Origin of the sequence: Streptomyces sp. NPDC097619, from assembly GCF_040302735.1 — a bacterium.
Taxonomy (GTDB): Bacteria; Actinomycetota; Actinomycetes; order Streptomycetales; family Streptomycetaceae; genus Streptomyces.
In genome coordinates, this window is record NZ_JBEOSD010000120.1 from 1 (window position 1) to 26,106 (window position 26,106).

A 26,106-nucleotide genomic window follows, 5' to 3' on the forward strand; every position below is an offset into this window, starting at 1 on the left:
GCTCCCCCAGGGGGCGCGGCGGGCGGCTGTCGGGGTGCCCGTGGTGGTCAGCCCTGGCGGGCCAGGTCGGCGGCGCCGACGAGGCCGGCCTTGCCGCCGAGCTGGGCGGCGAGGACCTGGGCGTGCGGACGCCACTGGCCGCCGATCAGCCAGCGCCGGAAGGACTTGCGGATGGGGTCGAGGACGAGTTCGCCCTCGTCGGAGACGCCGCCGCCGACGATGAAGGCGGAGGGGTCGAAGAGGGAGGCGAGGTCGGCCAGGCCGGCGCCGGCCCAGCGGGCCAGTTCGCGGAAGGAGTCCACGGCCACCGGGTCGCCCTGGCGGGCGGCGTGGCTGATGTGCTTGCCCTCGATGCCGTCCACGGTGCCGTCGCCGAGGCCGAGGAGGATCTCGGCGCGCTCGGGGGTGGCGTTGGCGCGCTGCCGGGCGTAGCGGACCAGGGCGCGCCCGGAGGCGTACTGCTCCCAGCAGCCCTGGCTGCCGCAGCCGCAGAGCAGGCCGTCCGGGACGACCCGGATGTGGCCGAACTCGGCGGCGACGCCGAAGCGGCCGCGGCGGAGCTTGTTGCCGATGATGATGCCGCCGCCGAGGCCGGTGCCGAGGGTGATGCAGATGACGTCCTCGTGGCCCTGTCCGGCGCCGAAGCGGTACTCGCCCCAGGCCGCGCAGTTGGCGTCGTTCTCGACGACCACGGGGAGGCCGATGCGCTGCTCGACCTTGTCCTTGAGCGGTTCGTGGCGCCAGTTGATGTTGGGGGCGAAGAGGACGGTGGCGCGCTTGTCGTCCACGTATCCGGCGGCACCGATGCCCACGGCCTCGATGGTGTGTCCGCTGCTGACGTTGGCGACGGCGGTGCAGATCGCCTCGATCACGCCGTCCGCTCCGGACGGGGTGGGCACCTTGTACGTCTCCAGGATGGTGCCCTCTTCGTCGACCACTCCGGCCGCGATCTTGGTGCCGCCGATGTCGACGCCGATGGTGAGTCCCATTAGTCCCTCGGTTTCCGGTCAAACCCCGCCACGGCCAACGGTACACGGGGCGGGGGGCCCGTCAGTCGAGGTCGATGCGCTCGGTCCGGCCGGGGTCCGGGTCGTCCGGGCCGTCGCCCTTGTCGGTCCCCGCGCCGGGGGCCTTGTCCGGGCCGTCGGCGGGGGTCGGGGCGGGGCCGCCCGCGGGGCGGGCGGGGTCCTGGGCGCCTCGGGTCCAGCGGCGTTCGTGGCCCTCGACGGCGGAGCGGTAGGCGGCGAGGAGTTCGGATCCGGCGGCGGCGAGGTGGTCGAAGACCTGCGGGTTGCGTTCGATGACCGGCTCCACGGCGGTCTTGGCCTGGGTGACGAAGGAGCGGACGGCTTCCTGGGCCACGGCCCCGAACAGCGGGTTGTTCAGTGCGGACATCCGGTCGGTGACGGCGTCGACGAGCTTGAGCAGTTCCTCGGCGGCGCTGCCGGTGGGCTCCTCGTGCCCGGCCCGGTCGGCCCGGCGGCGGGCCTGTTCGGCGGCGAGGTCCTCGGCGCAGGCGCGGGCCCAGGCGTCCTCGTCGGTGGGACGGTCGGTGGCCTCGCTCATGACGACTCCCGGGACTGCGTGCGGGCTGGAAGGGATGGGCGGCTCCTGCCGTGCTGCCGGGGCCTGGCCCGCCCTTTCGACCTTACCCGAACGGGGGCACCCGGTTCAGGGGTCCGGGGTCCCCCGTGCGGGGCGATCAGGCCGTGTTCCGGGACCCGGCGGGCCACAGGCCGGGGTCGGGCGTGAAGCGGATGCGGAGTTCCCCGTCGGTGAGGGCGGCCCCGGAGACGGTGCAGCGGCGCAGGGCGGCGGGCAGCGGAACGATCCTGCGGAAGGGTCCCGCGGCGAGGAGGAGTTCGTCCCCGCGCCGGACCAGTTCCAGCCCTTCCTTGGTGGCCCCGGGCAGTGGGACCGTCCAGACCAGGACGCCGTCCTCGGCCCGCCGGTCCTCGACCGGCCAGTCGGGGCGGGTGGCACCGGTGCCGGTGCCGGGGTCGAGGAGGGCCAGGTCCTCGGGGCCCTGCGGGTCGCGGCCGAGATGGGGCAGCTCCCGCGGCATGCCGGGCCCGTACGCGGCCCATTCGGTCAGGCACTTGTCCTGCTGGGCGCGCAGGCCCGCGAGCCAGGGGTCGGCGCAGTCGCGGGGCAGCACCCGGTTGGCGACGAGCAGGTCCAGGGGCAGCTGGTGCAGGGCCAGGCCGGTGACGGCGGAGCGGACGGCGGCGGACCCGGCGGGTCCGGGCTCGGCCACCAGGCGGACGGCGGCGGACCCGGACTCCACGGCCCGCTGCACGGCGGCCAGCTCCTCGTCCCAGCGGGCGGCGGTCTCGTACAGCCACTGGGCGGGCATCGGCACCCCGGCGAGCTGGGCGAGCACCGGTCGCAGGGAGCGGGCGGCCTGCCGTTCGGCGGGCAGCAGGCGGCGCAGGTAGCGGCGGAGCTGGGCGGGGAGCGCGAGCAGCTCCACGGCCTCGCGGACGGGCGGCAGGTCGACGACGAGCAGGTCGTACGCGCCGGACTCGGCGGCCCGGCGGAGGGTCCGCAGCAGGGCGAACTGGAGGGCGCCGGGGACCGCGGTCAGCTCCTCGGCCTGGAGCGGCCGGGCCCCGAGGAGGTCGAGGACGGCGCTGCCGCGTTCCTGGAGGGCCGCGATCTCGGCCCGGAACCGGGCGTCGGGATCGAGGCGGGCCGTCTCCACCCCGGGGAGCCCGGTGGTCGGGTCCTCGCCGGTGAGGAGGACCCGGTCGCCCCGGCGGGCGGCCGCGAGGGCCGTGGCGGCGGCGACGGTGGTGCGGCCGGAGCCGCCGGGGCCGGTGACGAGGAGGATGCGCATGGTGCTCCGGCGGGGCTGGATCGGATACGGACGGGTTCCGCCGCGCGGGGCCTTCCCCGCCCCTCCCCGCTCCCGGGGCTCCGCCCCGGACCCCTTCGGGGCCTCCGCCCCCGGACCCCCGCACCTCAATCGCCGGCGAGGCTGGAACGTGCCCCCGTGGGCGTTCGAGTGCGGCTCACGGCCGCTTCGATCGTCGGCGGAGCGGAATCGCTCGGCGATTCCAGCCCCGCCGGCGATTGAGGCGCACCGCCCGCGCAGCGGGCGGGTCGAGGGGGTCCGGGGCGGAGCCCCGGGTTCGGGAAGGGGCGGGGTGGGGAGAGCGCCCCGCGCGGCGCGTGGACTAGGCGGACTCGACCCGCTTCTTCAGACCGGCCAGGGCCCGGTCGATGATGACCTTCTCGGCCTTCCGCTTGATCATCCCGAGCATCGGGATCTTCACGTCCACGGTGAGCGAGTACGTCACCTCGGTACCGCCCCCGGCCCGCGGCGCCAGCCGGTAGGAGCCGTCGAGGACGCGCAGCATCTGGGACTTGACCAGGGTCCAGCTGACCTCGTCGGCCCCGGTCCAGGTGTAGGCGAGGGTGTGGTCGTCCTTGATGGCGCCCGCGTCCAGCAGCAGCCGGACCTGCTCGGCGCGGCCCTGCGCGTCGGTGGCCAGCACCTCGGCCTCCTTCACCTCTCCCGTCCACTCCGGATAGCGGGCGAAGTCGGCGATCACGGCCATGACCTGGGCCGGAGCCGCCTCGATCGTGATGCTCGAACTGGTGTGTTCCGCCATCGCTGGGGCTCCTCCAGAGCTGGTACGCGGGGATGGACGCGGCAATGCGGTGCCCCGGGGGACACCGCGTGAAGGCTACCGCGCACGGCGCCCGTCACCACTCCAGGGTGGTCACCACTCCAGGGCCCAGGGGCGCCCGGTGGCCGCGAAGTGACCGACGTTGACGCACTCGGTGGCGCCGATCCGCATGCGGCGGGCCAGCGGCTGGTGGACGTGGCCGAAGAGGGCGTAGCGGGGGCGGGTCCGGCGGATCGCCGCGAGCAGGGCGGTGCTGCCGCGCTCGAAGCGGCGGGCGACGGTGTCGTAGCAGAGCTCGGGGACCTCCGGGGGGATGTGGGAGCAGAGCACGTCCACCTCCCCGAGGGCCTCGACCTTGGCCGCGTACTCCTCCTCGGGCACCTCGTAGGGGGTGCGCATGGGGGTGGGCAGGCCGCCGCCGACGAAGCCGAAGACCAGACCGCCGATCTCCACCCGTTCGCCGTCGAGGACGGTGGTGCCGGGGCGGGCGAATTCCGGCCACAGCGGAGGGATGTCCACGTTCCCGTAGGTGGCGTAGGTGGGGGTGGGGAAGGCGGCGAACATCTCGGCGTACTGCTTGCGGACGGCAGCCGTGATCATGGCCTCGCGGTCGAGTCCGGCCCAGAGCTCGCGGCCGAAGGCGCGGGCCTCGTCGAAGCGGCGGGCGGTGCGCAGGGCGACGATGCGGTCGGCGTTCTCCTCGCCGAAGAGCTCGGGGAAGATCCCCCGGGAGTGGTCGGCGTAGTCGAGGAAGAGGACGAGGTCCCCGAGGCAGATCAGCGCGTCGGCGCCCTCGCCCGCCCGGGCCAGTGCCTCGGTGTTGCCGTGCACGTCGCTGACGACGTGGACCCTGGTCCTGCCCCTGGTCCTGCCCCTGATCGCACCCATGACGATCACCCTAGGGCGGCCGGCTGGACGGCCGGTAGAGGGTGCCGGGCCGGAACCGGAAGCGGGCCCGGCGGGCCGGGCCGGGCGGGCCGGGAAGTCCCTGGTGGAACCCGCCCTACCTGCGGTTACTTCCGAGTTGCGAGCGGGGTCGACTACTGTCGGCCGGGAAATGCCCCAGTGTGTGACGCACGGAACATCTGGCCGGTTCCCTCTATCCGGAACGCACTACCGGTGGGTAACGTCCGGTCGGTCCGCATCGTGGCGATGGCGCCCAGAGGAGCAGCAGTCTTGCGCGAGTTCAGCCTTCCGGCCCTGTACGAGGTCCCGTCCGACGGCAACCTCACGGATCTCGTCCGCCGCAACGCCGCGCAGCATCCGGACACCGCCGTCATGGGCCGCAAGGTCGACGGGGTGTGGACGGACGTCACCGCCACCGAGTTCCTGGCCGAGGTGCGCGCCACCGCCAAGGGCCTGATCGCGGCCGGGGTGAACCCGGGCGACCGGGTGGCCCTGATCTCCCGCACCCGCTACGAGTGGGTGCTCCTGGACTTCGCGATCTGGACCGCGGGCGGCGTGACCGTGCCCGTGTACGAGACCAGCTCGGCCGAGCAGATCCAGTGGATCCTGAGCGACTCCGGCGCCGTCGCGGCCGTGGTCGAGGGGCCCGGTCACAGTGCCGCCCTCGCGGGGCTGCGGGACCGGCTGGACGGGCTCGCCCACGTGTGGGAGATCGAGTCCGGGGCGCTGGAGCAGCTCCGGGTCGCGGGCGCGGAGGTCCCGGACGCGCTGGTGGACGAGCGCAGCGCGCTCGCCAACGCCGACGACCCGGCGACCATCGTCTACACCTCGGGCACCACGGGCCGTCCCAAGGGCTGCGTGCTGACCCACCGCAACTTCTTCGCGGAGTGCGGCAACGTCGTGGAGCGGCTGAAGCCGCTGTTCCGCACCGGCGAGTGTTCGGTGTTGCTCTTCCTCCCGGCGGCCCACGTGTTCGGGCGGCTGGTCGAGGTGGCGTCGGTGCTGGCGCCGATCCGGCTGGGCTGCGTCCCCGACATCAAGAACCTCACCGAGGAGCTGTCGGGCTTCCGGCCCACCCTGATCCTGGGCGTGCCCCGGGTCTTCGAGAAGGTCTACAACTCGGCGCGCGCCAAGGCGCAGGCCGACGGCAAGGGCCGGATCTTCGACGCCGCCGCCGACACCGCGATCGCCTACAGCCGCGCTCTGGACACCCCGACGGGTCCCGGCTTCGGCCTGCGCCTGAAGCACCGGATCTTCTCGAAGCTCGTCTACTCCAAGCTGCACGCGGTGCTCGGCGGTCGGGGCGAGTACGCGATCTCCGGCGGCGCCCCGCTGGGCGAGCGGCTGGGCCACTTCTTCCGCGGCATCGGCTTCACGGTGCTGGAGGGCTACGGCCTGACCGAGTCCTGCGCGGCCACCGCCTTCAACCCGTGGGACCGGCAGAAGATCGGCACGGTCGGCCAGCCGCTGCCGGGCTCCGTGGTGCGCATCGCCGACGACGGCGAGGTGCTGCTGCACGGCGAGCACATCTTCAGCGGGTACTGGAAGAACGAGGCGGCCACCGCCGAGGCCCTGACCGACGGCTGGTTCCACACCGGTGACGTCGGCACCCTGGACGAGGACGGCTACCTGGCCATCACCGGCCGCAAGAAGGAGATCATCGTCACCGCCGGCGGCAAGAACGTGGCCCCGGCCGTGATCGAGGACCGGATCCGGGCGCACGCGCTGGTCGCGGAGTGCATGGTGGTGGGCGACGGCCGGCCGTTCGTCGGCGCGCTGGTCACCCTGGACGAGGAGTTCCTGGGTCGCTGGGCGGAGGAACACGGCAAGCCCGCCGGGATCACCGCGGACCGGCTGCGGGAGGACCCGGAGCTGCTGGCGGCGGTGCAGAAGGCCGTGGACGACGGCAACGCGGCGGTCTCCAAGGCGGAGTCGGTGCGCAAGTTCCGGGTGCTGGGCTCGCAGTTCAGCGAGGAGTCCGGGCACATCACGCCCTCGCTGAAGCTCAAGCGGAACGTCGTCGCGAAGGACTTCGCGGACGAGATCGAGGCGCTGTACCACGGCTGATCCGGCCTCGGGCGGGATCCTCGGGCCTCGTGGCGCCTTCGGGCTCCGCGGGGCCTCGCCGTTCCCGGGGCCCGTGCGGGCGCGGCCGGCCGCCGGGTGCGGGCGACGGAGGGCCGGTGCGGGTGGCGCCGGTGGTGCCGGTGGTGCCGGTGCGGGGGAAGGGCGCCGGTTCAGCGCGGATCCTCGGCGAGGACGCGTTCCATGGTGCGTTCGGCGAGCGCGGTGATGGTGACGAAGGGGTTGACCCCGAGGGAGCCGGGCACGAGCGAGCCGTCGGTGACGTACAGCCCGTCGTAGCCCTTGACCCGGCCGTACGCGTCGGTGGCCCGGCCCAGGACGCAGCCGCCCAGCGGGTGGTAGGTGAAGTCGTCGGCGAAGGCCCGGTTCCCGCCGAACAGGTCGTGCCGGTAGACGGTGACGTTGGTGCGGTTGATCCGGTCGAAGAGCTTCTTCGCGGCGGCCACCGAGGGGGCGCTCTGGTCCCTGGTCCAGTCGAGCTTGGCGGAGTCGGTGGCCGCGTCGTAGCGGAAGCTGCCCCTTTCCGGGTTCCTCGTGATCGCCAGGTACAGGGAGATCCAGTGCTCCAGCCCCATGGGCAGCGGGGCGATCTCGGCGAAGACGGGGTTCGCGGGGTTGTCCCAGTCGTCGATGCCGAGGGCGGGCATGGTGGCCTGGTTCGCGCCGACGGTGTCCCACAGGTGGTTGGCGCGGGCGGTCATGACGTTGCCGTTGGGGCCCCAGCCGCGCCCCACCTCCGGGTCGAGGGCGGGCAGCGCGCCGGTCTCGCGGGCGCGCAGCAGGATCTCGGTGGTGCCGAGGCTGCCCGCGCCGAGGAAGAGCTGCCGGCAGCCGATCCTGCGGACGTCGACGACCCGGCCGGTGAGGTCGATCCGGCTGACGGTGAGCACGTACGTACCGTCGGGTTCGCGGCGCAGGCCGGTGACCTTCCGGAGGGTCTCGATGGTGACGTTGCCGGTGCCGAGGGCCGCGGCGAGGTAGGTCCGGTCGAGGCTGTTCTTGCCGTGGTTGTTGCCGTAGATCACCTCTCCGGCGAGGGCCGAGCGGGGCACCTGGCCGGCGGCCTCGCGGCGCATGTACCCGAAGTCGTAGACGTTGGGGACGAACACGGTCCGCAGGCCGGTGCGCTGGGCGTGCTTGCGGGAGACTCGGGCGAAGCGGTACCACTCCGTGGACTCGAACCAGGCCGGGTCGACGTCGTTGACGCCGAGCATCCGGCGGGCCGCGGGAAGTAGGTGCCGTACATCTCGTCGGCGTCCACCGCGGGCAGGACCTCGGTGAAGTAGGAGCGCCGCGGGGTGGGTGCCATCCCGCCGTTGACCAGAGAGCCGCCGCCGACCCCGCGGCCCACGTACACGGACATGGCCCCGAAGCCGACCCGGTCCAGGACCCCGGGGTAGGGGTCGATGTTCCGGTTGACGACGTCCAACCAGAGGAACTGGGCCAGCGGGGCCTCGGTGCGGGTGCGGAACCACATGGAGCGGTGGTCGGGGGCGGAGGTGGCGGGGAAGACCTTCCCGTCGGGTCCGGCGGTGTCCCAGAGCCGGCCCATCTCCAGCACGACGGTGGGGATTCCGGCCTGCCCGAGCCGGAGGGCGGCCACCGCGGAGCCGTAGCCGGAGCCGACGACCACGGCGGGGGCGTAGGAGCGGGGCGGGGGTTCGGCGGCGGCGGCCGATTCCAGGCCGATCCTCGTGAAGCCGAGGGCGGCGGCGGTCTGCAGGGCGCCGAGACCCAGGAGATGACGGCGCGTCAGCTTTGATGTCATGGCCGCATCATGGGCGGAATCGGGCCGTCCGCACAGGCGCGGTATTGACAGACATCCGAGAGACAGTCAGATGTGCCGGCGGTCGCCGGGACGGCCTGAGGGCACGGGCGAGGCGAGGGCACGGGCACGAGAGAGGGCCCGGGGCGAGGGCCCGGGGCGAGGGCTCGGGGCTAGCGCGAGGGCAACGGACGGCCCCGCGGACGGCAAGGGCGGCGGCCCGGCGGACGGCACGGGACCGTCCGCCGGGGTCAGCTCGTGCCCGCTCGGGCGCCTCCCGCGAGGAGGACGGCCGCGGGGGCGGTCAGAGCAGCTCTTCCAGGCGCGCGGCGAGCAGGTCCCAGCGCCACTTCTCCTCCACCCAGGCCCGGCCCCGCTCCCCCATCCGGCGGCGCAGCTCCGGGTCCTTCAACAGGGCCGTCACGCGATCCGCGGACTCCTCCGCGCTGCCGCCCCGCACCACCCAGCCGGTCTCCCCCGGGAGCACCGCGTCCGGCGCGCCCCCGGAGTCCCCGCCCACCACGGGCAGTCCGGTCGCGGACGCCTCCAGGTAGACGATGCCGAGCCCCTCCACGTCCAGGCCGCCCCGACGGGTCCGGCAGGGCATCGCGAACACGTCGCCCGCCCCGTAGTGCGCGGGCAGCTCCGCCCACGGCACCGCCCCGGTGAACCGCACCGAGTCCGCCACCCCCGTGCCCGCCGCCAGCTTCCGCAGCTCCTGCTCGTACGGGCCGCCGCCCACGATGAGCAGCACCGCGTCCGGGACCTCCGCGAGGATCCGCGGCATCGCCCGCACCAGCGTGTCCTGCCCCTTCCGCGGCACCAGCCGGGAGACGCACACCACCACCGGGCGGTCGGCCAGCCCCAGCCGGGCCCGGACCGCGGCCCCGCCCGAGTCCGGGTGGAAGGTCTTCTCGTCCACCCCCGGCGGCAGCTGCACCATCCGCGCCGCCGCCTCCGGGGTGAGCGCCCCCGCGATCCGCGACCGCGTGTACTCGCCCAGATAGGTGATCGTGTCCGTGCCCTCGCCGATCCGGCGCAGCAGCCGCCGCGCCACCGGCAACTGCGCCCAGCCCGCCTCGTGCCCGTGCGAGGTGGCCACCAGCCGCTCCGCGCCGGCCCGACGCAGCGCCGGCCCCATCAGGCCCAGCGGGGCGGCCGCCCCGAACCACACCGAACGGCAGCCGTGCTCCCGCAACAGCGCCGTGGCCCGCGCGGTGACCCGGGGCGTGGGCAGCAGCATGGTGGTCCGGTCCCGGACCACCCGGAAGGGCTGCTCGGCGTCGAAGGCGGCGGTGGCCTCGCGGCCCTCGGCGCCCCGCTTCCAGGTGGAGGCGTAGACGACGATCCGCTCCGGGTCCAGGCGCAGGGCCATGTTGTGCAGGAAGGCCTGGATGCCACCGGGGCGGGGCGGGAAGTCGTTGGTCACGATCAGGGTCTTGTGCATCGTCAGCGACAGTACCCAACGGCCGCGCCTGACGGCTCCCGGGCCCGACCGCCGGGCATCATGGCGCGATGCTCCTGACCGCCTGGACGGCGACCCGGGCCCTGCTGCTCCTGTGCGTGTTCCGGGTGGTCGTGGTGCCCGGCCCCGACGTCACCACCGACGTGCACGTGATCTACCAGGGCTGGTACCGGGTGCTGCGCACCGGCACCTTCCCCCTGGACGACGTGACCTGGCAGTACCCGCCCGGGGCCGCCCTCGCGGTGCTCTCCCCCGCCCTGCTGCCCTTCCTCGGCTACGCCACCGCCTTCTTCGTCCTGGCCCTGCTCACGGACGCCGTGGTCACGACTCTGCTGGTACGGGAAGGCCGGCGGGCCGGGCGGCGCCGCCTCGGTGCCTGGGCCTGGACCATCGGCCTGCCGCTGCTCGGACCGACCGTGTACGCCCGCTACGACCTGATGGTGACGGCGGTCGCGATGGCCGCCCTGCTGCTGCCACGGGTCCGCGGCCCGCTGATCGCGCTGGGCGCCCTGTTGAAGGTGTGGCCGGTGCTGCTGCTGGCGGGCGTCCGGGAACGGTCCGCCTTCCGCGCGGCCGCCGTGACCGCCGCGGTGCTCCTGATCGGCTTCACCGCGACCATGCCCGGAGCCCTGGCCTTCCTGACCTTCCAGCGCGACCGGGGCACCGAGGTCGAGTCCCTGGGCGCCCTGGTCTTCCACGTGGCCCGGCACCTGGGCTGGGAGGGCCGGGTGCAGATGAACTACGGCTCGGTGGAGTTCCTGGGCCCGTACGTCTCCCTCATCAGCCGGGCCGCCCTGGCGCTGACCCTGCTGGGGCTGGGCTGGCTGGTGTACTGGCGGCTGCGGGTCCGGCGGTGGCACCCGCACACCACGGCGGACGCGGCCTTCGCGGCGGTCCTGCTCTTCACGACGACCAGCCGGGTGCTCAGCCCCCAGTACCTCGTCTGGCTGATCGGCCTCGCCGCGGTCTGCCTGACCCTGCGGTCCACCCGGATGGAACGGCCGGCCTGGCTGGTGCTCGCCGCGGTGCCCCCGACCTTCCTGGAGTTCCCGGTGTGGTTCTCGGAAGTGGTGCACAGCGGGTGGGGCGGCATCGCGTTGCTCGCGGTGCGGAACGGGTTGTTGGTGGCCGCGGCCGTGATCGCCTGCCGGGCGCTATGGCTCGACACCGTGCCCTGCCGGGAGCCGGCCCGCGTCCCCTTCCCCACCCCGTGACCGAGCCCCGCCTCCCCTTCCGCGCTCAATCGCCGCGCGGGCTGAGTGGGTGCTCCCGTCCACTTCCCGACCCCCGTCACAGACGCGCTCAACCGCCGCGCGGGCTGCATGTGGCCACCGGTCCGCGTTCGGCCCCACCTCACGGACGCGCTCAACCGCCGCGCGGCCTTGATGGTGGTCGACGAGACGAACGACGACACGAGCCCCGTTCAAGCCCCGCCGGCGATTGAGGCGCTCCCGGAGGCGCGGCCGAGCACCGGACGGAAGGCACCACCACCCGGCCGCGCCCCGTCAGGACAGGGTTCGGCGCAGCTCCGCGCGCCAAGCCGCGGCGAAGGCGACCCGGTCCGTGCGGAGCACCTCCGCGAGGGCCCGGTCCGGCCCCTCCTCCCCCGCCACGCGGTAGAACCGCAGCAGCTTCTCCTCGCCCCACCGTTCGGCGATCGTCCGGCAGGCCAGCCAGGCCCCCTGATAGGCGCGCGCGGTGGCGGCGGGATCCCCGCCGAAGGCGAAGTCGCGGTCGGCGGGCAGGTCGCCGGGCAGCCGCCCGGCCCGGACCTCCCGGGCCAGCTCGGCCGCCGCCGCGGGCACCGGCGGGCCGCCGTTCCGGTAGGCCACCCAGTCGGCGAAGCCCTCGGAGAGCCACTGCGGGGTGCGGGGCCCGGTCGCGTCCCGGGTGGCCACGTGCGTGATCTCGTGCGCCAGGACGATCCGTCGGCCCGCCGCGCTGAGCCCGGCGTACGCCTCGGGGTTGACGGCGACCCGGTCCGCCGGCGCGGGCCCGTCGCCGGTGCTGCCGGTGGTGACGGCGGCGAGCCCCCGGTACTCGGCCTCCGGGGCCCCGAGCACGGCGGCCAGCTGTCCGAGGGTGCCGGGGGCGAGGACCACCACCGTGCCGGGCCAGGGGCCCCGCCAGGCCGCGGAGACCTCCGGTACGGCCGCGTCGGCGGTCCGGGCCAGTTCCTCCAGGGTCGCGCGCGGCTGCCCGGTGCCGAGGACCAGGGCGGACCGTCCGGAGACGGCCGTGACCGGCCCGAGGTCCCACAGTTGGGGCGCGGTGCCGTCGGCGGGCCGGTCGGCGGCGATCCGGGGCCGTGCGCCGCCGTCGGTGAGCTCCAGCGTCCGGGCGGTGGTGACGGGGACCGTGTCGTGTCCGGCGAGCCGGTAGCGGAGCTCGGCTTCGGCGCGGAGCCGCCCGCCGTCCCGGCGGACCCCGGTGAGCCGGTACTCCCAGACGGCGAAGGGCACCCCGGCGGTGCGGTCGAAGAGGGCGCGGGCCTGCGGTCGGGCGTCCTCGGCGAGCCGGGCGGCGGGGTCCCGGGCCAGTACGGCTGCGGACCAGCGCTCCAGGGCCGCCCGGACCTGCCGCTCGGTCTCCGCGGACACCCGTCCGGAGGCGGCCCGGTCCGCGCCGGCGGACCCGCCGCACCCCGCGAGCGCGACCAGCAGCAGCACCGCCGCGCACGACGCGCGCACCACGCGCGGCGCCCGTCGCGCGGGCCGCCGCACCGCTCGTCCGCCACCGGCGGGGCGACCGGCCCGGCCGGACCCGTCCCGTTCCGCCATGCCCGCGATCGTACGACCGTTCCGGGCGGCGCCGCCTCAGGGGCGGGTGACGGAGGCGACCGGCATCATGCCGACCGGGTCGTAGCGGACGGGGGCGCCCGGGTAGGGGGCGTGGACCACCTGTCCGTTGCCCACGTACATGCCGACGTGGCTGGCGTCCGAGCGGTAGGTGACCAGGTCTCCGGGGCGCGCCTCGGAGAGCGGGACCTGCCGGCCCGCGTACCGCTGGGCCTGCGAGGTCCGCGGCAGGGAGACCCCGGCCTGCCGGTACGACCAGACCATCAGCCCGGAACAGTCGAAGCCGGAGGGCCCGGTGGCACCCCACACGTAGGGACGGCCGACGGCGGCGCGGGCGGCGGCCACGGCCGCGGAGGCCCGGCCGGAGACGGCTCCCCCGCCGGAGATCTCGGGCAGGGACGTCGTCCGGTCCGAGGAGCGCCCGGCGCGGTCGAAGGCGGCCCGCTCGTCGGTGGACATGGCGTTGAGGATGCGCCGGGCGGCGGCCAGCTTGGCCGTGACGGCCCGCTTCTGTCGGGCCACGTCGGCGCGCAGCCCGTCGAGTTCGGCGAGCTTCACCCCGGCCTCGCGCCGCTGCTGGGCCAGTTTCCGCTGGGCTTCGCGGAGTTCGGCGAGCTTGCCGGTCTGGCGGCTGGTGAGCCGGTCCAGGGTGGCGGCCTTGTCGAGGTAGTCGTCGGGGTCCTCGGAGAGCATCAGCTCCACGGCGGGGTCCACCCCGCCCGCCCGGTACTGGGCCCCGGCGTAACTGCCGAGCACGCCCCGCATGGTGTTGATGCGGTCCTGGCCGCGGGCCACCGCGTCCTGGACCCGGCGGATCTCGGAGCGGAGCCGAGTGGCCCGCTCCCCGGCCTTGTTGAAGCGTTCGGTGGCCTGTTCGGCCTCCTCGAAGAGCCGGTCGACCCGGGTGCGGGCCTCACCGGCGCCCGGTTCGAAGGGGGCGGCGACGGCGGGGGTCGCTGCGGACAGGGCGGCCGCCGCGGTGGCCGCGGCCGCGGACAGCACGGTGACCTTGGTGCTCAGGTCCGAACCCGAGGACACGGGCCGACGATGGGACGCCACGGGGATCCGCACACTCCCTTCCGCTGCGCGGTTCCCGGGTCCGCCCCCCGTGGACGGCCGTGGGCCGGTTGCCGCGCTGGCAGACAGTAGCCGCGCGGACACACCCCGACCAACGACCGTCACGGGCACGCACAGTGACGCCCCGCCGGAGAGCACAGGTCACCGGCGGGGCGCGGGGTCATCGGGGCGTGCCGCAATTCGCCCGGATGGGCGGTGTCGGCGCGTCTTGACCGGAGTTGTCGCGGCAGGTCAGATGCGGACGCCGAACTGGAACGGCATGTTGTCCATGGACTCGTACTTGACGCCGCTGCGCGGGTTCGAGGCGTGCAGCGTCATGTTGTTGCCGGCGTACAGGCCCACGTGGTGCAGGTCGCCGTAGAAGAAGACCAGGTCACCGGGCTGGAGCTGGCTGCGGGAGATCCGCGTGCCGTCGTTGATCTGGGTGAAGGTGACGCGGGAGATCCCGATCCCGGCCTGCTTGTAGGCCCACTGGGTCAGGCCGGAGCAGTCGAAGGCGTTGGGGCCCTCGGCGCCGGATATGTACGGGAAGCCGACCTTGGTCTTCGCGGCGGCCAGGGCCTTGCCGGCGAAGCCGGAGCCCTTCACGTTGCCGAGGTCGGGGCGGGAGTTGTCGCCGCCACCGCCGGAGCCGCGACTGGCGCGCTCCTCCTCCTCGTCGAGCTTGGCCTTCTCCGCGGCGGTCAGGGTGTTGAGGAGCTTCTGCGCCTCGGCCAGCTTCGTCTGGACCTGCTTCTTCTTCTCGCCGAGCTCCTTGCGGGTCTCCGCGAGGTCCTTGAGCTTGCCGGCGGCCTCCAGGCGCTGCTGCGCGAGGGTGCGCTGCTTGGCCTGGATCTTGGTGACCGCGTCGGCCTGGCGGGCGCCGAGCTGGTCGAGGACGGAGGCCTTGTCGAGGTACTCCTCCGGGTCCGCGGAGAGGAAGAGCTGCATCGAGCCGTCCATGCCGCCCGAGCGGTACTGGGCGCTGGCCATCGAACCGAGCGTGGCGCGCAGGTCGTTGAGCTCGCCCTGGCCGCGGGCGACCTTGTCCTGGAGGGCTCCGATCTGCTGCTGGAGCTTCTCCTGCTGGGTCTCGGCGGCGTTCCACTTCTCGGTGGCCTGCTCGGCCTGCTCGTAGAGGGCGTCGACCTTCGCCTTGACCTCGTCCTTGGAGGGCTTGGCGGGGGCGGCGGAGGCGCCCTGGGAGGAGAGGGCCACGGCCGCGGCGGCGGTGGCGGTGAGCACGGTCACGCGCGCGCGGGTCGGCTGCTTGGGTCGACGGTGGGACGCCACGGGGGCGAGCTCCTTCTTCCTCAGCCGCCGAACGAACGCCCGGTCACACGGGGACCCGAATGAACCCAAGACTCGGCGGACCTCCGCCCGCCACCCCGAATGAGTGATCAACCGCACGAAGGTTTGAACCCAGACCCTAGTGACCTTCCTGTGATCAGTTCAAATCCCGATCAGAAAAAACTCCCGGCGACTCCCGCTTCTTTACCAACAGCCCACAGCGCGTAGCGGCGACTTGACGGACCGTTCCACGAAAACGGGCATACCGCCCAGGGGTTAAGAGATGCGCGAAAGCCGCTTCAGGAGCAAAGCCGAAGCAACCGGCCGGGCACCGGACTTGGCCACGCCGTCCGCCACCTCGCGATCGGTGGAGGCCACCACCACCGGACGCCCCGGCGGCTCCGCCCGCACCAACTGCCGGATCAGCTCGTCGGCCGTCACCCCGGGCTTGGAGAACAACACCCGCACCCCGCGCGGCGGGGCCAGCAACACCGGGGCCGCCAGCTCCGCGCCGTCGAAGACGCAGGTCATCTCCGCGCCGGTCTGCGCGGCCAGCATGGAGAGCCCGCCCAACAGCCGCAGCCGCTGCTGCTCCAGCGGCATCGTCGGATAACCGGTCTTGGTGACGTTGTAGCCGTCCACGACCAGATGGGCCTGCGGCAGCGCCAACAGCTGGTCCAGCAGGGCCGGGTCGGTCTCCGACAGGGCCCGCGCCGCGATGTCCTTGGGCGTCATCCGGCCCGGCTCCACGGCGTCCACCGTGTCGGCCGGCCGCACCGACACCGGGGGCAGGGCCAGTTCGCGCCGCAGGCCCTGCGCCGCGTCCAGGACGGTGTCCAACAGCAGGCGCACCCGCATGTCCTCGATGCTGCGGCCCTCACGACCGGCCCGACGACTGGCCTCCAACGCCGACTCGGTCTCCGCCAGCCGGGCCTTCAACCGCCGCGACTCGCTCTCGGCCGCCGCCACCTGGGCCGCGGCCTCGGCGCGCACCCCGTCCGACTCCACGGCCGCCTTGCGGAGCGCGGCCTCCCCGCGCTTGACGTCGTTCTGGGCGCTGCGCAGCTTGCGCTGAAGCGATTCGGCGTCCTTGCGGGCGACCTCCAGCTCCTGGCGCAGCTGCCCGCCGTCCGTGCGCTGCTGCTCCTTCAGGTGCGCCAGCTCCTCACGGAGCCGCTCCAGCTCCCGCTGGGTCTCCTCGCCCGCCCGCTCGGCGTCGGCCCGCTGGACCTCCTCGCCCGCGGCGGCCACCAGCTTCACCCAGCCCGGGGGGCGCAGCACGTAGGCCGCGGCGGCCACGTCCAGGGGATCGGCCGCCGCGGGCGGGGCCCCCGCCTCCAGGGCGGCCGCCAGCTCCGGCTGGGCCTCCCGCAGCCGCTCCCCGATCCGCCCGCGGAAGACCGCGTCGCTCTCCAGGGCCGCGGCCATGGCGTTCCCGGCGAACTTCGCGCGCCGGGTCGGCGTGAAACGGGCGTACTGGCGCAGCTGCGCCGGCAGGTCCGCGACCGTCAACCCGCCGAAGGCGTCCGAGACGAACGCGACGACCCGGCGCCGCACGCCCTCCGGCAGCGGGCGGTCGAGCGCCTCCGCGGCGTCGCCACCGCTTGCAGCGTCCACAATCCGTCACCCCTACCGTGAGAGAACCACCATCCGGGCCACGCCTCCCTCAGGAGTCCGCGCCCGGCCTGTCCACGAGCTCGATCCGGTCCACCGCGTTGCACCAGCGGCAGCGGACCGATTCGATGGTCTCACTGAGCACCTCGCGCTCCTCCACCTTCGGCGCTCCGGCGAGGTCCAGGTGGACGTACTCCACCACCTTCGACGAACGGGTGACGTCGAACCGCGTCAGGTTGCCGCACAGGGTGCAGCGCCAGCGCGTCGCATCGGTCGGCAGGGGAACCGTCGTCATCGGGTCGCTCTCTCCTAGGCAGGGTGCGTGAGTACCGCTCGTAACCCTACGGCCTGTGGGGGGTGCCGCGCGGGCCCCCGTCCTCCATGCGAGACACGGCGGGGCAACCCGTCCGCTTCCTCCCCGTACGCCATGCTCTGGCCATGATCGCAAGCATGACCGCACGGTGGTTCCGGGGCCCCGTGGTCACCCACGCGCTCATCGCGGCCTGCTCCCTCGCCTTCCTGCTGAGCCCGCTCTCCGGCTTCGGGGCGCCCACGACCACCGGCCCGGAGCTGCTCGACGCCCAGGACGCCTACCTGCGGCGCTGGGGCGTGGTCCCCGCCGAGCTGTTCACCCCCTCGCTCCGCACCGCGCTCACCCCGCTCACGGCCCTCTTCGTGCACGGCAGCTGGCTGCACCTGCTCGGCAACATGCTCTTCCTCTACGTCTTCGGCGTGATGACCGAGGAACGCATGGGCCGGCTCCCCTTCACCCTCTTCTACCTGGTCTGCGGCTACCTCTCGCTGGTGGCCTACGCCGCCGCCAACGCCGCCTCCGACCGCACCCTGGTCGGGGCCTCCGGGGCCATCTCCGGGATCCTCGGCGCCTTCCTGTGCCTCTTCCCCCGCGCCCGGGTCACCAGCGTCTTCCCGTTCCTCTTCTTCCTGCCCCTGCGCTTCCCCGCCTGGATCGTGCTGGTGTTCTGGTTCGTGCTCCAGTGGCTGGCCGCGCAGCGCGCCGGCAGCGGCCCCGGGGTGGCCTACCTGGCCCACCTGTCGGGCTTCACCCTGGGGTTCTGCCACGCCTGGGTGTGCTATCGGCGTACGACTAGAGTGAGCAGCCCAGTACCGGCCACCGAGGGAGACAACCCGCCGTGATCACCGCTCTCGTCCTGATCAAGACCAGCGTGGACCGGATCCCCGAGATCGCGGAGTCGATCGCGGCCCTGGAGAACGTCAGCGAGGTCTACTCCGTCACCGGCACCTACGACCTCATCGCCCTGGTCCGGGTGGCCCGCCACGACGACCTCGCCGACATCATCCCGGGCCGCATCAGCAAGATCCCCGGCGTCGAGGCCACCGACACCCACGTGGCCTTCCGCACCTACTCCCAGCACGACCTGGAAGCGGCCTTCGCCATCGGCCTGGACGCCTGAGCCATCCCGCCGGATCGGGCCCGGGACACGCGCGGGGCCGCGGTGGGGGGCACGGAACAGGCCGTTCCGTCCCCCCACCGCGGCCCCGCGGCCGTACGGCTCAGACCGCCGGGACGCAGCGGCCGTCCTCGGTGCGGTACTGCCAGCGGGCGCCGTCCGACACCAGCTCCTTGACGGCCCGCACGAACCGCTCCACGTGCTCGTCCGGGGTACCCGCGCCGAAGCTGACGCGGATCGCGTTCAGCGAGCGCTCGCCCGGGGCCGCCTCCGGCGCCCCGCACTCCCCCGGCTCCTGCGGCTCGCTGCCCAGCAGGGTGCGCACCAGCGGGTGCGCACAGAAGAGCCCGTCCCGGACCCCGATGCCGTACTCGGCGGACAGGGCCGCCGCGAAGTGCGAGCTGTTCCAGCCCTGCACCACGAACGAGATCACCCCGACCCGCGGCGCCTCGTCCCCGAACAGCGACAGCACCTTGACCTCCGGAACCTCCGCCAGCCCGGCCCGCACCCGCGCCACCAGCTCCTGCTCCCGGGCCACCAGGCCCTCGAACCCGGCCTCCTTCAGCGCCCGGCAGGCCGAGGCGATGGCGTAGACGCCGATGACGTTCGGGGAGCCGGCCTCGTGCCGGGCCGCGGTGGTGTGCCACTCCACCTCCACCCCGCCGTCCTCGCGCCGCGCCACCTTGCGGGAGGCCCCGCCGCCCGCGAGGTAGGGCTCGGCGTCCTGGAACCAGTCGGCGCGGCCCGCGAGCACGCCCGAGCCGAAGGGCGCGTACAGCTTGTGGCCGGAGAAGGCCACCCAGTCCACGTTCAGTTCCCGCACCGACACCGGGTGGTGCGGGGCCAGCTGGGCCGCGTCCAGCACGATCCGGGCGCCGTGCGCGTGCGCCGCCGCCGCCAGCTCCTTCACCGGCCACAGCTCGCCGGTCACGTTCGAGGCCCCGGTCACGCACACCAGCGCCGGCCCCTGGGGGTCCCGGCCCGCGAGCGCCCGCTCCAGGGTGGCCACCGCCTCGGCCGGGGTGCGCGGCGCGTTCAGGTACGTCACCCGGGCGTCCCGCCACGGCAGCAGCGAGGCGTGGTGCTCGGTCTCGAAGACGAACACCTCGCAGCCCGCCGGGATCACCCGCGCCAGCAGGTTGAGGGAGTCGGTGGTGGACCGGGTGAAGACCACCTGGTCGGCGGGGCGGCAGTCGAGGAACTCGGCCACGGTGGCCCGGCTCTGCTCGAACAGGTCCGTGGACAGCTGCGAGAGGTACCCGGCCCCCCGGTGCACGCTGCCGTAGTAGGGGGCGTAGGCGGCCACGTCGTCCCAGACCCGCTGGAGGGCGGGGGCGCTGGCGGCGTAGTCGAGGGCCGCGTAGGTCACCTCGCCACCGGTCACCAGGGGCACGGTCACGTCCCGGCCGAGGACGGGCAGCAGCGGGGCGGAGCCGTGGGCCGCGCAGGCGGGGTCGGCGCCCTCGACGCAGCAGGCGGGGGCCGGGACGGAGGCGGCGGGGGTGGTGGTGACGGCGGCGTGCGGGTACGCGGACATGGCGGAATCTCCCGGTGGGGCAGTGCGGAATGGCTTCGACGGACCCGTACGGCGCGGCGCTCCGGGGCTCCGGAACGGCGGACGGCGGTACGGGGTGGTGCCTCGACGCGGCGGGGGGCACGGAAGCCCGGCCCGGGCGGAGGGTGAAGAAAGGGCGCTACGCGCCTATCGCATTCGCTTGCTCACGGAAAACGCTCCTCGAGGACCAGGACCCCTGGTGGTTCGAGGGGTCCGCGCTTGCCGCAGACCTCGCTGCCTGCGGCCTGGTCATCACCCGGGGCACCCCGCCACGGACGGAGGGTTGCCGGACAGCAAGCCGGGGCCTCAACGCTGTCACTCGTGACCTGCCATGCATCCTGCCACAAGATCCGGTACGCGCAAGCCCCGGTCCGCGATGCGGACCGGGGCTCGGCGCGGAGGGCACGCACGGAGAAGCCGTGCGCCGGGCGCTCAGGCGTTGCTGACGGCCACCCAGCGCTCCAGGGCGGCCCGGGCGGAGCCGGAGTCCACCGACTCGGCCGCCAGGGCGATGCCGGCCCGCAGCCGCTCCTCCAGGGAGCCGGAGCCCAGCCGGGGCTCGGCCCCGTCGATGCCGTCCACGGCCACCAGGGCGGCCGCCGAGTTCAGCAGCACCGCGTCACGGACCGGGCCGGTCTCACCGGCCAGCAGGCGCCGCGCCACGTCGGCGTTGTAGGAGGCGTCGGCCCCGCGCAGCGCGGACACGTCCACCAGCTCGATGCCCACGTCCCGCGGGTCGAAGGCGAGCTCCTCCACGGCCCCGTCACGGACCCACCAGACCCGGGAGGTGGCGGTCGTGGTCAGCTCGTCCAGGCCGTCGTCCCCGCGGAAGACCAGCGCGGAGGAGCCCCGTTCGGCGAGCACCCCGGCCATGATCGGGGCCATCCGGGCGTCCGCGACCCCGGTGGCCTGGGCCCGGACCCGGGCCGGGTTCGTCAGCGGGCCGAGGAAGTTGAGCGGGGTGCGGATCCCGAGGTCCTTGCGGGCCGTGGCGGCGTACCGCAGCGCCGGGTGGAACTTCACGGCGAAGCAGAAGGTGATGCCCGCCTCCTCGGCGACCTGCGCCACCCGGGCCGGGGTGAGGTCCAGGTTGACGCCGAGTTTCTCCAGCACGTCGGAGGCCCCGCTCGCGGAGGAGGCGGCGCGGTTGCCGTGCTTGACCACCTTGGCGCCGGTGCCCGCCACCACGATGGAGGACATGGTGGAGATGTTGACGGTCTTCGCGCCGTCGCCGCCGGTGCCGACGATGTCCACCGTGCGGCCCGGGACCTCGATCAGATTGGCGTAGGCGTACATGGTCCGCACGAGACCGGTGTACTCCTCGACGGTCTCGCCCTTGGCGCGCAGGGCCACCGCGAAGCCCGCGATCTGGGCGTCGGTGGCCTCCCCCCGCATGATCCGGTCCATGGCCCAGGCGGTGTCGTCCGCGGTCAGGTCACGCCCGGCGACGAGGGTTTCGAGAACGGCCGGCCAGGACCGGTCCGCCACGCTGTCGCCGCCTGCCGGGGTCACAACGTTCATGGTCCACTCCTGGGTCCACAGCCGAAAAGTAAGGGCCCCAGCCTATCCAGCCCCGGAGACGGCAAAGAGCCCCGTCCACCGAGTGGACGGGGCTCTCGCCGTGGCGATCAGTCTGCGACCGGAGGGGATCCGGCCGGTTCAGCCGAAGCTGCGATCAGCGGGGATCAGTGGTGGCCGTGGCCGCTCTGGATCTCCTTGAACTCCTCCGCCGTGGGCTTCGGAATCTGGTTGTCCTGACCGTAGTACGCCTTGCTCAGCTTCACCCGGGTCTTCTCCAGGCGGTTCACCTTGCGCTCCACGCCGTTCTCGTCGACCAGGGGGCCGATCTCGGCCGGCTGGTACTGGTGGTGCGCCGTGAGCGTGTGCAGCTTGGCGGCCGGCAGCGGCTCGTGGACCTCGACGAACTCACCGTGCGGGAGCCGCTTGATGATGCCGGTCTCGCGGCCGTGCAGCACCTTGTCGCGGTCGCGGCGCTGGAGACCCAGGCAGATCCGCTTGGTGATGACGAACGCGATGACCGGGCCCACGAAGAAGCCGATCCGGGTGAACCAGGTGATGGCGTTGATCGACAGGTGGAAGTACTGCGCGAACATGTCGTTTCCACCGGCGATCAGCAAGATGACGTACCAGGTCAGCCAGGCCACACCGAAGGCGGTACGGGTCGGGGCGTTGCGCGGGCGGTCCAGGATGTGGTGCTCGCGCTTGTCGCCGGTGACCCAGGACTCCACGAAGGGGTAGACCGCGATCGTGGCCAGCACCAGCGGGAAGATCACCAGCGGGACGAAGACGCCCAGGACCAGCGTGTGGCCCCAGAGGTTGATCTCCCAGCCCGGCATGGCACGGATGAGGCCCTCGGAGAAGCCCATGTACCAGTCCGGCTGCGCGCCCGTGGACACGTGGTCCGGGACGTACGGGCCGAGCGCCCAGATCGGGTTGATCGAGGCGATCGCCGCGATGGCCGCGATGACACCGAAGACCAGGAAGAAGAAGCCTCCGGCCTTGGCCATGTAGACCGGCAGCAGCGGCATGCCCACCACGTTGTTGTTCGTGCGGCCGGGGCCCGCGAACTGGGTGTGCTTGTGGTAGAAGACCAGGATCAGGTGGGCCACCAGCAGGCCGAGCATGATGCCCGGCAGCAGCAGGATGTGGATCGAGTAGAACCGGGCCACGAAGTCGTGGCCGGGGAACTCGCCGCCGAAGAGGAAGAACGACAGGTACGTGCCGACGATCGGCACGGACAGGATCGCGCCCTCCATGAAGCGGACACCGGTGCCCGAGAGCAGGTCGTCCGGCAGGGAGTAACCGGTGAAACCGGTGAACATGCCGAGGACCAGCAGCAGGAAGCCGAAGACCCAGTTGACCTCACGCGGCTTGCGGAACGCGCCGGTGAAGAAGACGCGCATCATGTGCACCATCATCGCGGCCACGAAGATCAGGGCCGCCCAGTGGTGGATCTGCCGGATCAGCAGACCGCCGCGCACGTCGAAGCTGATGTCCAGGGTCGAGGCGTACGCCTCGGACATCCGGACACCCTGCATGGGCACGTACGAGCCGTGGTACACGACCTCGTTCATGCTCGGGTGGAAGAACAGGGTCAGGTAGACGCCCGTCAGGATGATGATGATGAAGGTGTAGAGGCAGATCTCGCCGAGCATGAAGGACCAGTGGTCCGGAAAGATCTTCCGCATGTTGGACTTGGCCAGGGTGTAGATGCCCAGGCGGCCGTCCGCCCAGTCGGCGACGCGCTCGCCGGCCGGGGCCTTCCGCTGATCGTTGGCAGTGGTCGTGCTCATCCGCGCTCCCAGAAAGCAGGGCCGACGGGCTCTTCGAAGTCGCCGAGCGCCTCGAGGAAGCCTTCGTCATTCACGCCGATCCGCAGCTGCGGGAGAGCGTGACCGGCGGGGCCGAAGATGACGCGGGCACCGTCGGAGAGGTCGAAAGTGGACTGGTGGCACGGGCAGAGCACGTGGTGGGTCTGCTGCTCGTACAGGCTGATCGGGCAGCCGACGTGGGTGCAGATCTTGGAGTAGGCCACGATGCCCTCGTGGGACCACTCCAGTTCCTTCTTGTCCTTGATGTTCTCCGGCTGGATCCGGACGATCATCAGGGCGGCCTTGGCGATCTGCGACATGTAGTCGTGCTGGTCCTCCTCCAGGCCCTCGGGCATGGCGAAGGTCAGCGAACCGACGGCGACGTCCTCGGGACGCAGCGGCTCCATCGTGTTCTGGTTGATGAGCAGCTTGCCCTTGGCCCACAGGGTCTTGCGCAGCTTGTCCTCGGGCAGCGGGCCCAGGTCGCGCAGGAGCACCACACCGGCGAGCGGCACCATGGCCATCGCGCCGAGCATCGTGTTGCGGATCAGCTTGCGGCGGCCGATGTCGGATTCCTTGACACCGTCGGCGAAGTCGGAGAGGAGCTTCTCCTTGACCTCGGGCTCGGCCGCGATCGGGTGACGCTCGTCGGCGATCTCGACGTCCGACATCAGGGTGCGGGACCAGTGGACCGCACCGGCGCCGATGCAGAACAGCGCCAGACCCAGGGTCAGGCCGAGAGCGAAGTTCAGTCCGCTCACGTGCCCGATCGGGAAGATGTAGACGATCTTGTCGACCGGGATGGTCACGTAGGAGGCGATGAAGCCGATCGTGGCCAGCATCGACACCGTGAACAGCAGGGCCACGGTGCGCTCGGACCGCTTGGCGGCCCGCTCGTCGATGTCCTGGATGCGCGGCTTGTGGGCCGGCAGGCCGGGGTCGGCGAACGGGTCGTCCTTCACCGCGACGGTGCCGTGGTGGGCGTCGCCCTGCTCGCTCGGCAGGTGCTTCTCTTCGGGAATCTCTTGGCTACTCATGACTTCTTGGCCTTTGCGGTGTGGGCCGCGACCCAAACGGCGACAGCGATCAGCGAACCCAGGCCGAAGATCCAGCCGAAGAGACCCTCGGAGACGGGGCCGAGGCCGCCGAGCTTCAGGCCGCCGGGGCTCTCCGCCTTCTCACCGTTGACGGTCTCCAGGTACGCGATGATGTCCCGCTTCTGCTGCTCGGGCATCGTGCTGTCCGGGAAGGAGGGCATGTTCTGCGGGCCGGTGAGCATGGCCTCGTAGACGTGCTTGGGCGAGACGTCCGCCAGGTTGGGGGCGTACTTGCCGTGCGTCAGGGCGCCACCTTCACCGGTGAAGTTGTGGCACTGCGCGCAGTTGTTGCGGAACAGTTCGCCACCGCGGGCGATGTCCGCGCCGGCCGGGTCGTACTGCTTCTCGGTCGGCGTGATGGGGCCGGCGCCGAGGGAGGCGATGTACGCGGCGAGCTGGTCGATCTGCGCCTGGGTGTAGATGTTCTTCTTCTTCGGCACCTGGGCGCCGGGCTGCTGGGCGGGCATACGGCCCGTGCTCACCTGGAAGTCGACGGCGGCAGAGCCGACGCCCACCAGGCTCGGGCCGTCAGACGAACCCTGACCCCCGGACCCGTGGCAGCTTGCGCAGCCCACGGCGTAGAGCTTCTTGCCCTCCTCGATGGCGAGGGACTGGGCGGATTCGTCGGCCTGTGCCTTGCCCGCGGGCGCGAACGCGGCGTAGAGCCCCCCAGTGGCCGCCAGCGCGAGGAGTAGAACGACGACCGCCGCCAGCGGATGGCGTCGTCGTGCGGAGAGCTTTTTCACGGATTACCCCGGTGTCAGGATCTTCTGCGTCGGTGCTTGCTGGATGGTGTGCCGGGTCGTGCCCGGCGGCGTGATCGCTACTTGATCAGGTAGATCGTTGCGAAGAGGCCGATCCAGACGACATCGACGAAGTGCCAGTAGTAGGACACGACGATGGCCGAGGTGGCCTGTTCGTGGGTGAACCTCTTGGCCGCGTACGTCCGGCCCAGGACCAGGAGGAAGGCGATGAGGCCGCCCGTCACGTGGAGTCCGTGGAAGCCGGTGGTCAGGTAGAAGACCGAGCCGTACGGGTCGGACGAGAGCGAGAGGCCCTCGTGCTTGACCAGCTCGGTGTACTCGAACACCTGGCCGCCGATGAAGATCGCACCCATCACGAAGGTGATCACGAACCAGGTGCGGAGCTTCTTCACGTCACCGCGCTCGGCGGCGAAGACGCCGAGCTGGCACGTGAGGGAGGAGAGCACCAGGATCGTGGTGTTCGTCGCCGAGAACGGGAGGTTGAGAAGGTCTGCCTTCTCCGTCCAGAACTCGGTGCCCGTCACCGATCGCAGGGTGAAGTACATCGCGAAAAGGGCCGCGAAGAACATCAGCTCGGAACTCAACCAGATGATGGTTCCGACGCTGACGAGGTTCGGCCTGTTGACCGTCGGGTGCGCGTGCCCGGTATCTACTGTCGTTGCTGTCGCCACGACCGACATTATGTCGGTCGCTTATCCCGCCCTCACCCCGGGGGGTGCCGTTCGGAGTGTCAGCGGGGTGTGCACTGCCCGAACGGCCCATCGGAAGGGCCGATCGGAGGGTCCGCGAACCGGTCCTCGGGACGGGAGAGTCGGAGTAGCATCCGGCCCAACATCACCGTGATTCATGGGACGCGTGGAGGAACGATGCGGGCGACTGCGAGGGTTCTGGTCTACAGCGACGACGCCAACACCCGGGAGCAGGTGCGGTTGGCGTCCGGGCGCAGGCCGGCCGCGGACGTGCCACCGGTGGAGTTCCTGGAGTGCGCGACGCTGCCCGCGGTGCTGAAGGCCCTGGACGAGGGCGGGATCGACGTGTGCGTGCTGGACGGCGAGGCCGTGCCCGCGGGCGGCATGGGGGTGTGTCGGCAGATCAAGGACGAGGTCTTCCGGTGCCCGCCGGTGCTGCTGCTGATCGGGCGGCCGCAGGACGCCTGGCTGGCCACCTGGAGCCGGGCGGACCGGGCGGTGACGCTGCCGGTGGATCCGGTCGAGTTCGTGGAGGCAGGCTTCGAAGGAGTAGTCGGCTGAGCGGCCGGACTTGCCGCGGGCGCGGGCGTCGAAGGTGATGTGACGGTAGTCGGGTCCCAGGGCT

General features: G+C 72.7%; 22 protein-coding genes, 1 pseudogene and 1 riboswitch. Of the genes and pseudogenes, 5 read left to right on the forward strand and 18 right to left on the reverse strand.

Going from position 1 to position 26,106, the window contains the following annotated elements:
• Window positions 1-47: 47 nt before the first annotated feature.
• The 5 genes from ABTZ17_RS26785 to ABTZ17_RS26805 all read right to left on the reverse strand — a co-directional run bounded on the left by ABTZ17_RS26785 (window position 48) and on the right by ABTZ17_RS26805 (window position 4,523).
• Window positions 48-989, reverse strand: a complete 942-nt coding sequence (locus tag ABTZ17_RS26785) for an ROK family glucokinase (RefSeq protein WP_352198286.1) — start codon at window positions 987-989, stop codon at window positions 48-50.
• Between the two features lie 61 nt (window positions 990-1,050).
• Window positions 1,051-1,566: a DUF5304 domain-containing protein gene (locus tag ABTZ17_RS26790; RefSeq protein WP_352198287.1), complete on the reverse strand. Its 516-nt coding sequence runs from the start codon at window positions 1,564-1,566 to the stop codon at window positions 1,051-1,053.
• Between the two features lie 136 nt (window positions 1,567-1,702).
• Window positions 1,703-2,839, reverse strand: coding sequence for an ArsA family ATPase (locus tag ABTZ17_RS26795; protein WP_352198288.1), 1,137 nt, complete (start codon window positions 2,837-2,839; stop codon window positions 1,703-1,705).
• 340 nt (window positions 2,840-3,179) lie between these two features.
• Window positions 3,180-3,617: an SRPBCC family protein gene (locus ABTZ17_RS26800; RefSeq protein WP_352198289.1), complete on the reverse strand. Its 438-nt coding sequence runs from the start codon at window positions 3,615-3,617 to the stop codon at window positions 3,180-3,182.
• Between the two features lie 111 nt (window positions 3,618-3,728).
• Window positions 3,729-4,523 carry a metallophosphoesterase family protein gene (locus tag ABTZ17_RS26805; RefSeq protein WP_352198290.1) on the reverse strand — a complete coding sequence of 265 codons (795 nt, stop codon included), beginning with the start codon at window positions 4,521-4,523 and terminating at the stop codon, window positions 3,729-3,731.
• Between the two features lie 288 nt (window positions 4,524-4,811).
• Between ABTZ17_RS26805 and ABTZ17_RS26810 the strand changes: the two genes are divergently transcribed.
• Window positions 4,812-6,608 carry an AMP-dependent synthetase/ligase gene (locus tag ABTZ17_RS26810; protein WP_352198291.1) on the forward strand — a complete coding sequence of 599 codons (1,797 nt, stop codon included), beginning with the start codon at window positions 4,812-4,814 and terminating at the stop codon, window positions 6,606-6,608.
• A 170-nt stretch (window positions 6,609-6,778) separates the two neighbouring features.
• Here ABTZ17_RS26810 and ABTZ17_RS26815 read toward each other — a convergent pair.
• Both ABTZ17_RS26815 and ABTZ17_RS26820 read right to left on the reverse strand, forming a co-directional pair.
• Window positions 6,779-8,394 (reverse strand): annotated as a pseudogene (locus tag ABTZ17_RS26815) (GMC oxidoreductase).
• A 301-nt stretch (window positions 8,395-8,695) separates the two neighbouring features.
• The gene (locus ABTZ17_RS26820; RefSeq protein ID WP_352198292.1) at window positions 8,696-9,838 is read right to left on the reverse strand and encodes a glycosyltransferase family 4 protein; all 1,143 of its coding nucleotides are present in this window, start codon (window positions 9,836-9,838) and stop codon (window positions 8,696-8,698) included.
• Between the two features lie 68 nt (window positions 9,839-9,906).
• On the opposite strand from ABTZ17_RS26820, the gene ABTZ17_RS26825 reads away from it, so the two are divergent.
• Window positions 9,907-11,070 carry a glycosyltransferase 87 family protein gene (locus tag ABTZ17_RS26825; protein WP_352198293.1) on the forward strand — a complete coding sequence of 388 codons (1,164 nt, stop codon included), beginning with the start codon at window positions 9,907-9,909 and terminating at the stop codon, window positions 11,068-11,070.
• A 291-nt stretch (window positions 11,071-11,361) separates the two neighbouring features.
• Here the strand turns inward: ABTZ17_RS26825 and ABTZ17_RS26830 are convergent, their stop codons facing one another.
• From ABTZ17_RS26830 to ABTZ17_RS26850, 5 genes are all read right to left on the reverse strand, one after another.
• Complete coding sequence (locus tag ABTZ17_RS26830) at window positions 11,362-12,636, reverse strand: hypothetical protein (protein ID WP_352198294.1); 1,275 nt, start codon at window positions 12,634-12,636, stop codon at window positions 11,362-11,364.
• 36 nt (window positions 12,637-12,672) lie between these two features.
• Window positions 12,673-13,713, reverse strand: coding sequence for a C40 family peptidase (locus ABTZ17_RS26835; RefSeq protein WP_352198295.1), 1,041 nt, complete (start codon window positions 13,711-13,713; stop codon window positions 12,673-12,675).
• Between the two features lie 249 nt (window positions 13,714-13,962).
• Window positions 13,963-15,003 carry a C40 family peptidase gene (locus ABTZ17_RS26840; RefSeq protein WP_352198296.1) on the reverse strand — a complete coding sequence of 347 codons (1,041 nt, stop codon included), beginning with the start codon at window positions 15,001-15,003 and terminating at the stop codon, window positions 13,963-13,965.
• 273 nt (window positions 15,004-15,276) lie between these two features.
• Window positions 15,277-16,617, reverse strand: a complete 1,341-nt coding sequence (locus ABTZ17_RS26845; RefSeq protein ID WP_352198297.1) for an NYN domain-containing protein — start codon at window positions 16,615-16,617, stop codon at window positions 15,277-15,279.
• 49 nt (window positions 16,618-16,666) lie between these two features.
• On the reverse strand, window positions 16,667-16,909 hold the full coding sequence (locus tag ABTZ17_RS26850) for a hypothetical protein (protein WP_352198298.1): 243 nt from the start codon (window positions 16,907-16,909) through the stop codon (window positions 16,667-16,669).
• Between the two features lie 155 nt (window positions 16,910-17,064).
• Between ABTZ17_RS26850 and ABTZ17_RS26855 the strand changes: the two genes are divergently transcribed.
• Window positions 17,065-17,769 carry a rhomboid family intramembrane serine protease gene (locus ABTZ17_RS26855; RefSeq protein ID WP_352198299.1) on the forward strand — a complete coding sequence of 235 codons (705 nt, stop codon included), beginning with the start codon at window positions 17,065-17,067 and terminating at the stop codon, window positions 17,767-17,769.
• Window positions 17,766-18,047 (forward strand): Lrp/AsnC family transcriptional regulator, encoded by a 282-nt coding sequence (locus tag ABTZ17_RS26860; protein WP_352198300.1) that lies wholly within the window; start codon window positions 17,766-17,768, stop codon window positions 18,045-18,047. Before ABTZ17_RS26855 ends, ABTZ17_RS26860 begins: the two co-directional genes overlap by 4 nt.
• Before the next feature lie 100 nt (window positions 18,048-18,147).
• Here the strand turns inward: ABTZ17_RS26860 and ABTZ17_RS26865 are convergent, their stop codons facing one another.
• The 6 genes from ABTZ17_RS26865 to ctaE form a co-directional block, all read right to left on the reverse strand.
• Entirely contained in the window at window positions 18,148-19,581 is a 1,434-nt protein-coding gene (locus ABTZ17_RS26865) for an aminotransferase class V-fold PLP-dependent enzyme (protein ID WP_352198301.1), read from the reverse strand.
• Window positions 19,582-19,809: 228 nt separating this feature from the next.
• Window positions 19,810-19,926: riboswitch (SAM riboswitch) on the reverse strand.
• 105 nt (window positions 19,927-20,031) lie between these two features.
• Entirely contained in the window at window positions 20,032-21,120 is a 1,089-nt protein-coding gene (gene trpD, locus ABTZ17_RS26870) for an anthranilate phosphoribosyltransferase (RefSeq protein WP_352198302.1), read from the reverse strand.
• A gap of 164 nt (window positions 21,121-21,284) precedes the next feature.
• Window positions 21,285-22,913 carry a cytochrome bc1 complex cytochrome b subunit gene (qcrB, locus tag ABTZ17_RS26875; RefSeq protein WP_352198303.1) on the reverse strand — a complete coding sequence of 543 codons (1,629 nt, stop codon included), beginning with the start codon at window positions 22,911-22,913 and terminating at the stop codon, window positions 21,285-21,287.
• The gene (gene qcrA, locus ABTZ17_RS26880; RefSeq protein ID WP_352198304.1) at window positions 22,910-23,968 is read right to left on the reverse strand and encodes a cytochrome bc1 complex Rieske iron-sulfur subunit; all 1,059 of its coding nucleotides are present in this window, start codon (window positions 23,966-23,968) and stop codon (window positions 22,910-22,912) included. The genes qcrB and qcrA overlap by 4 nt, the downstream gene beginning before the upstream one ends.
• The gene (gene qcrC, locus ABTZ17_RS26885; RefSeq protein WP_352198305.1) at window positions 23,965-24,774 is read right to left on the reverse strand and encodes a cytochrome bc1 complex diheme cytochrome c subunit; all 810 of its coding nucleotides are present in this window, start codon (window positions 24,772-24,774) and stop codon (window positions 23,965-23,967) included. Before qcrC ends, qcrA begins: the two co-directional genes overlap by 4 nt.
• Before the next feature lie 77 nt (window positions 24,775-24,851).
• Window positions 24,852-25,472 carry an aa3-type cytochrome oxidase subunit III gene (gene ctaE / locus ABTZ17_RS26890; protein WP_352198306.1) on the reverse strand — a complete coding sequence of 207 codons (621 nt, stop codon included), beginning with the start codon at window positions 25,470-25,472 and terminating at the stop codon, window positions 24,852-24,854.
• A gap of 186 nt (window positions 25,473-25,658) precedes the next feature.
• On the opposite strand from ctaE, the gene ABTZ17_RS26895 reads away from it, so the two are divergent.
• Entirely contained in the window at window positions 25,659-26,042 is a 384-nt protein-coding gene (locus ABTZ17_RS26895) for a hypothetical protein (RefSeq protein ID WP_352198307.1), read from the forward strand.
• Window positions 26,043-26,106 lie beyond the last annotated feature (64 nt).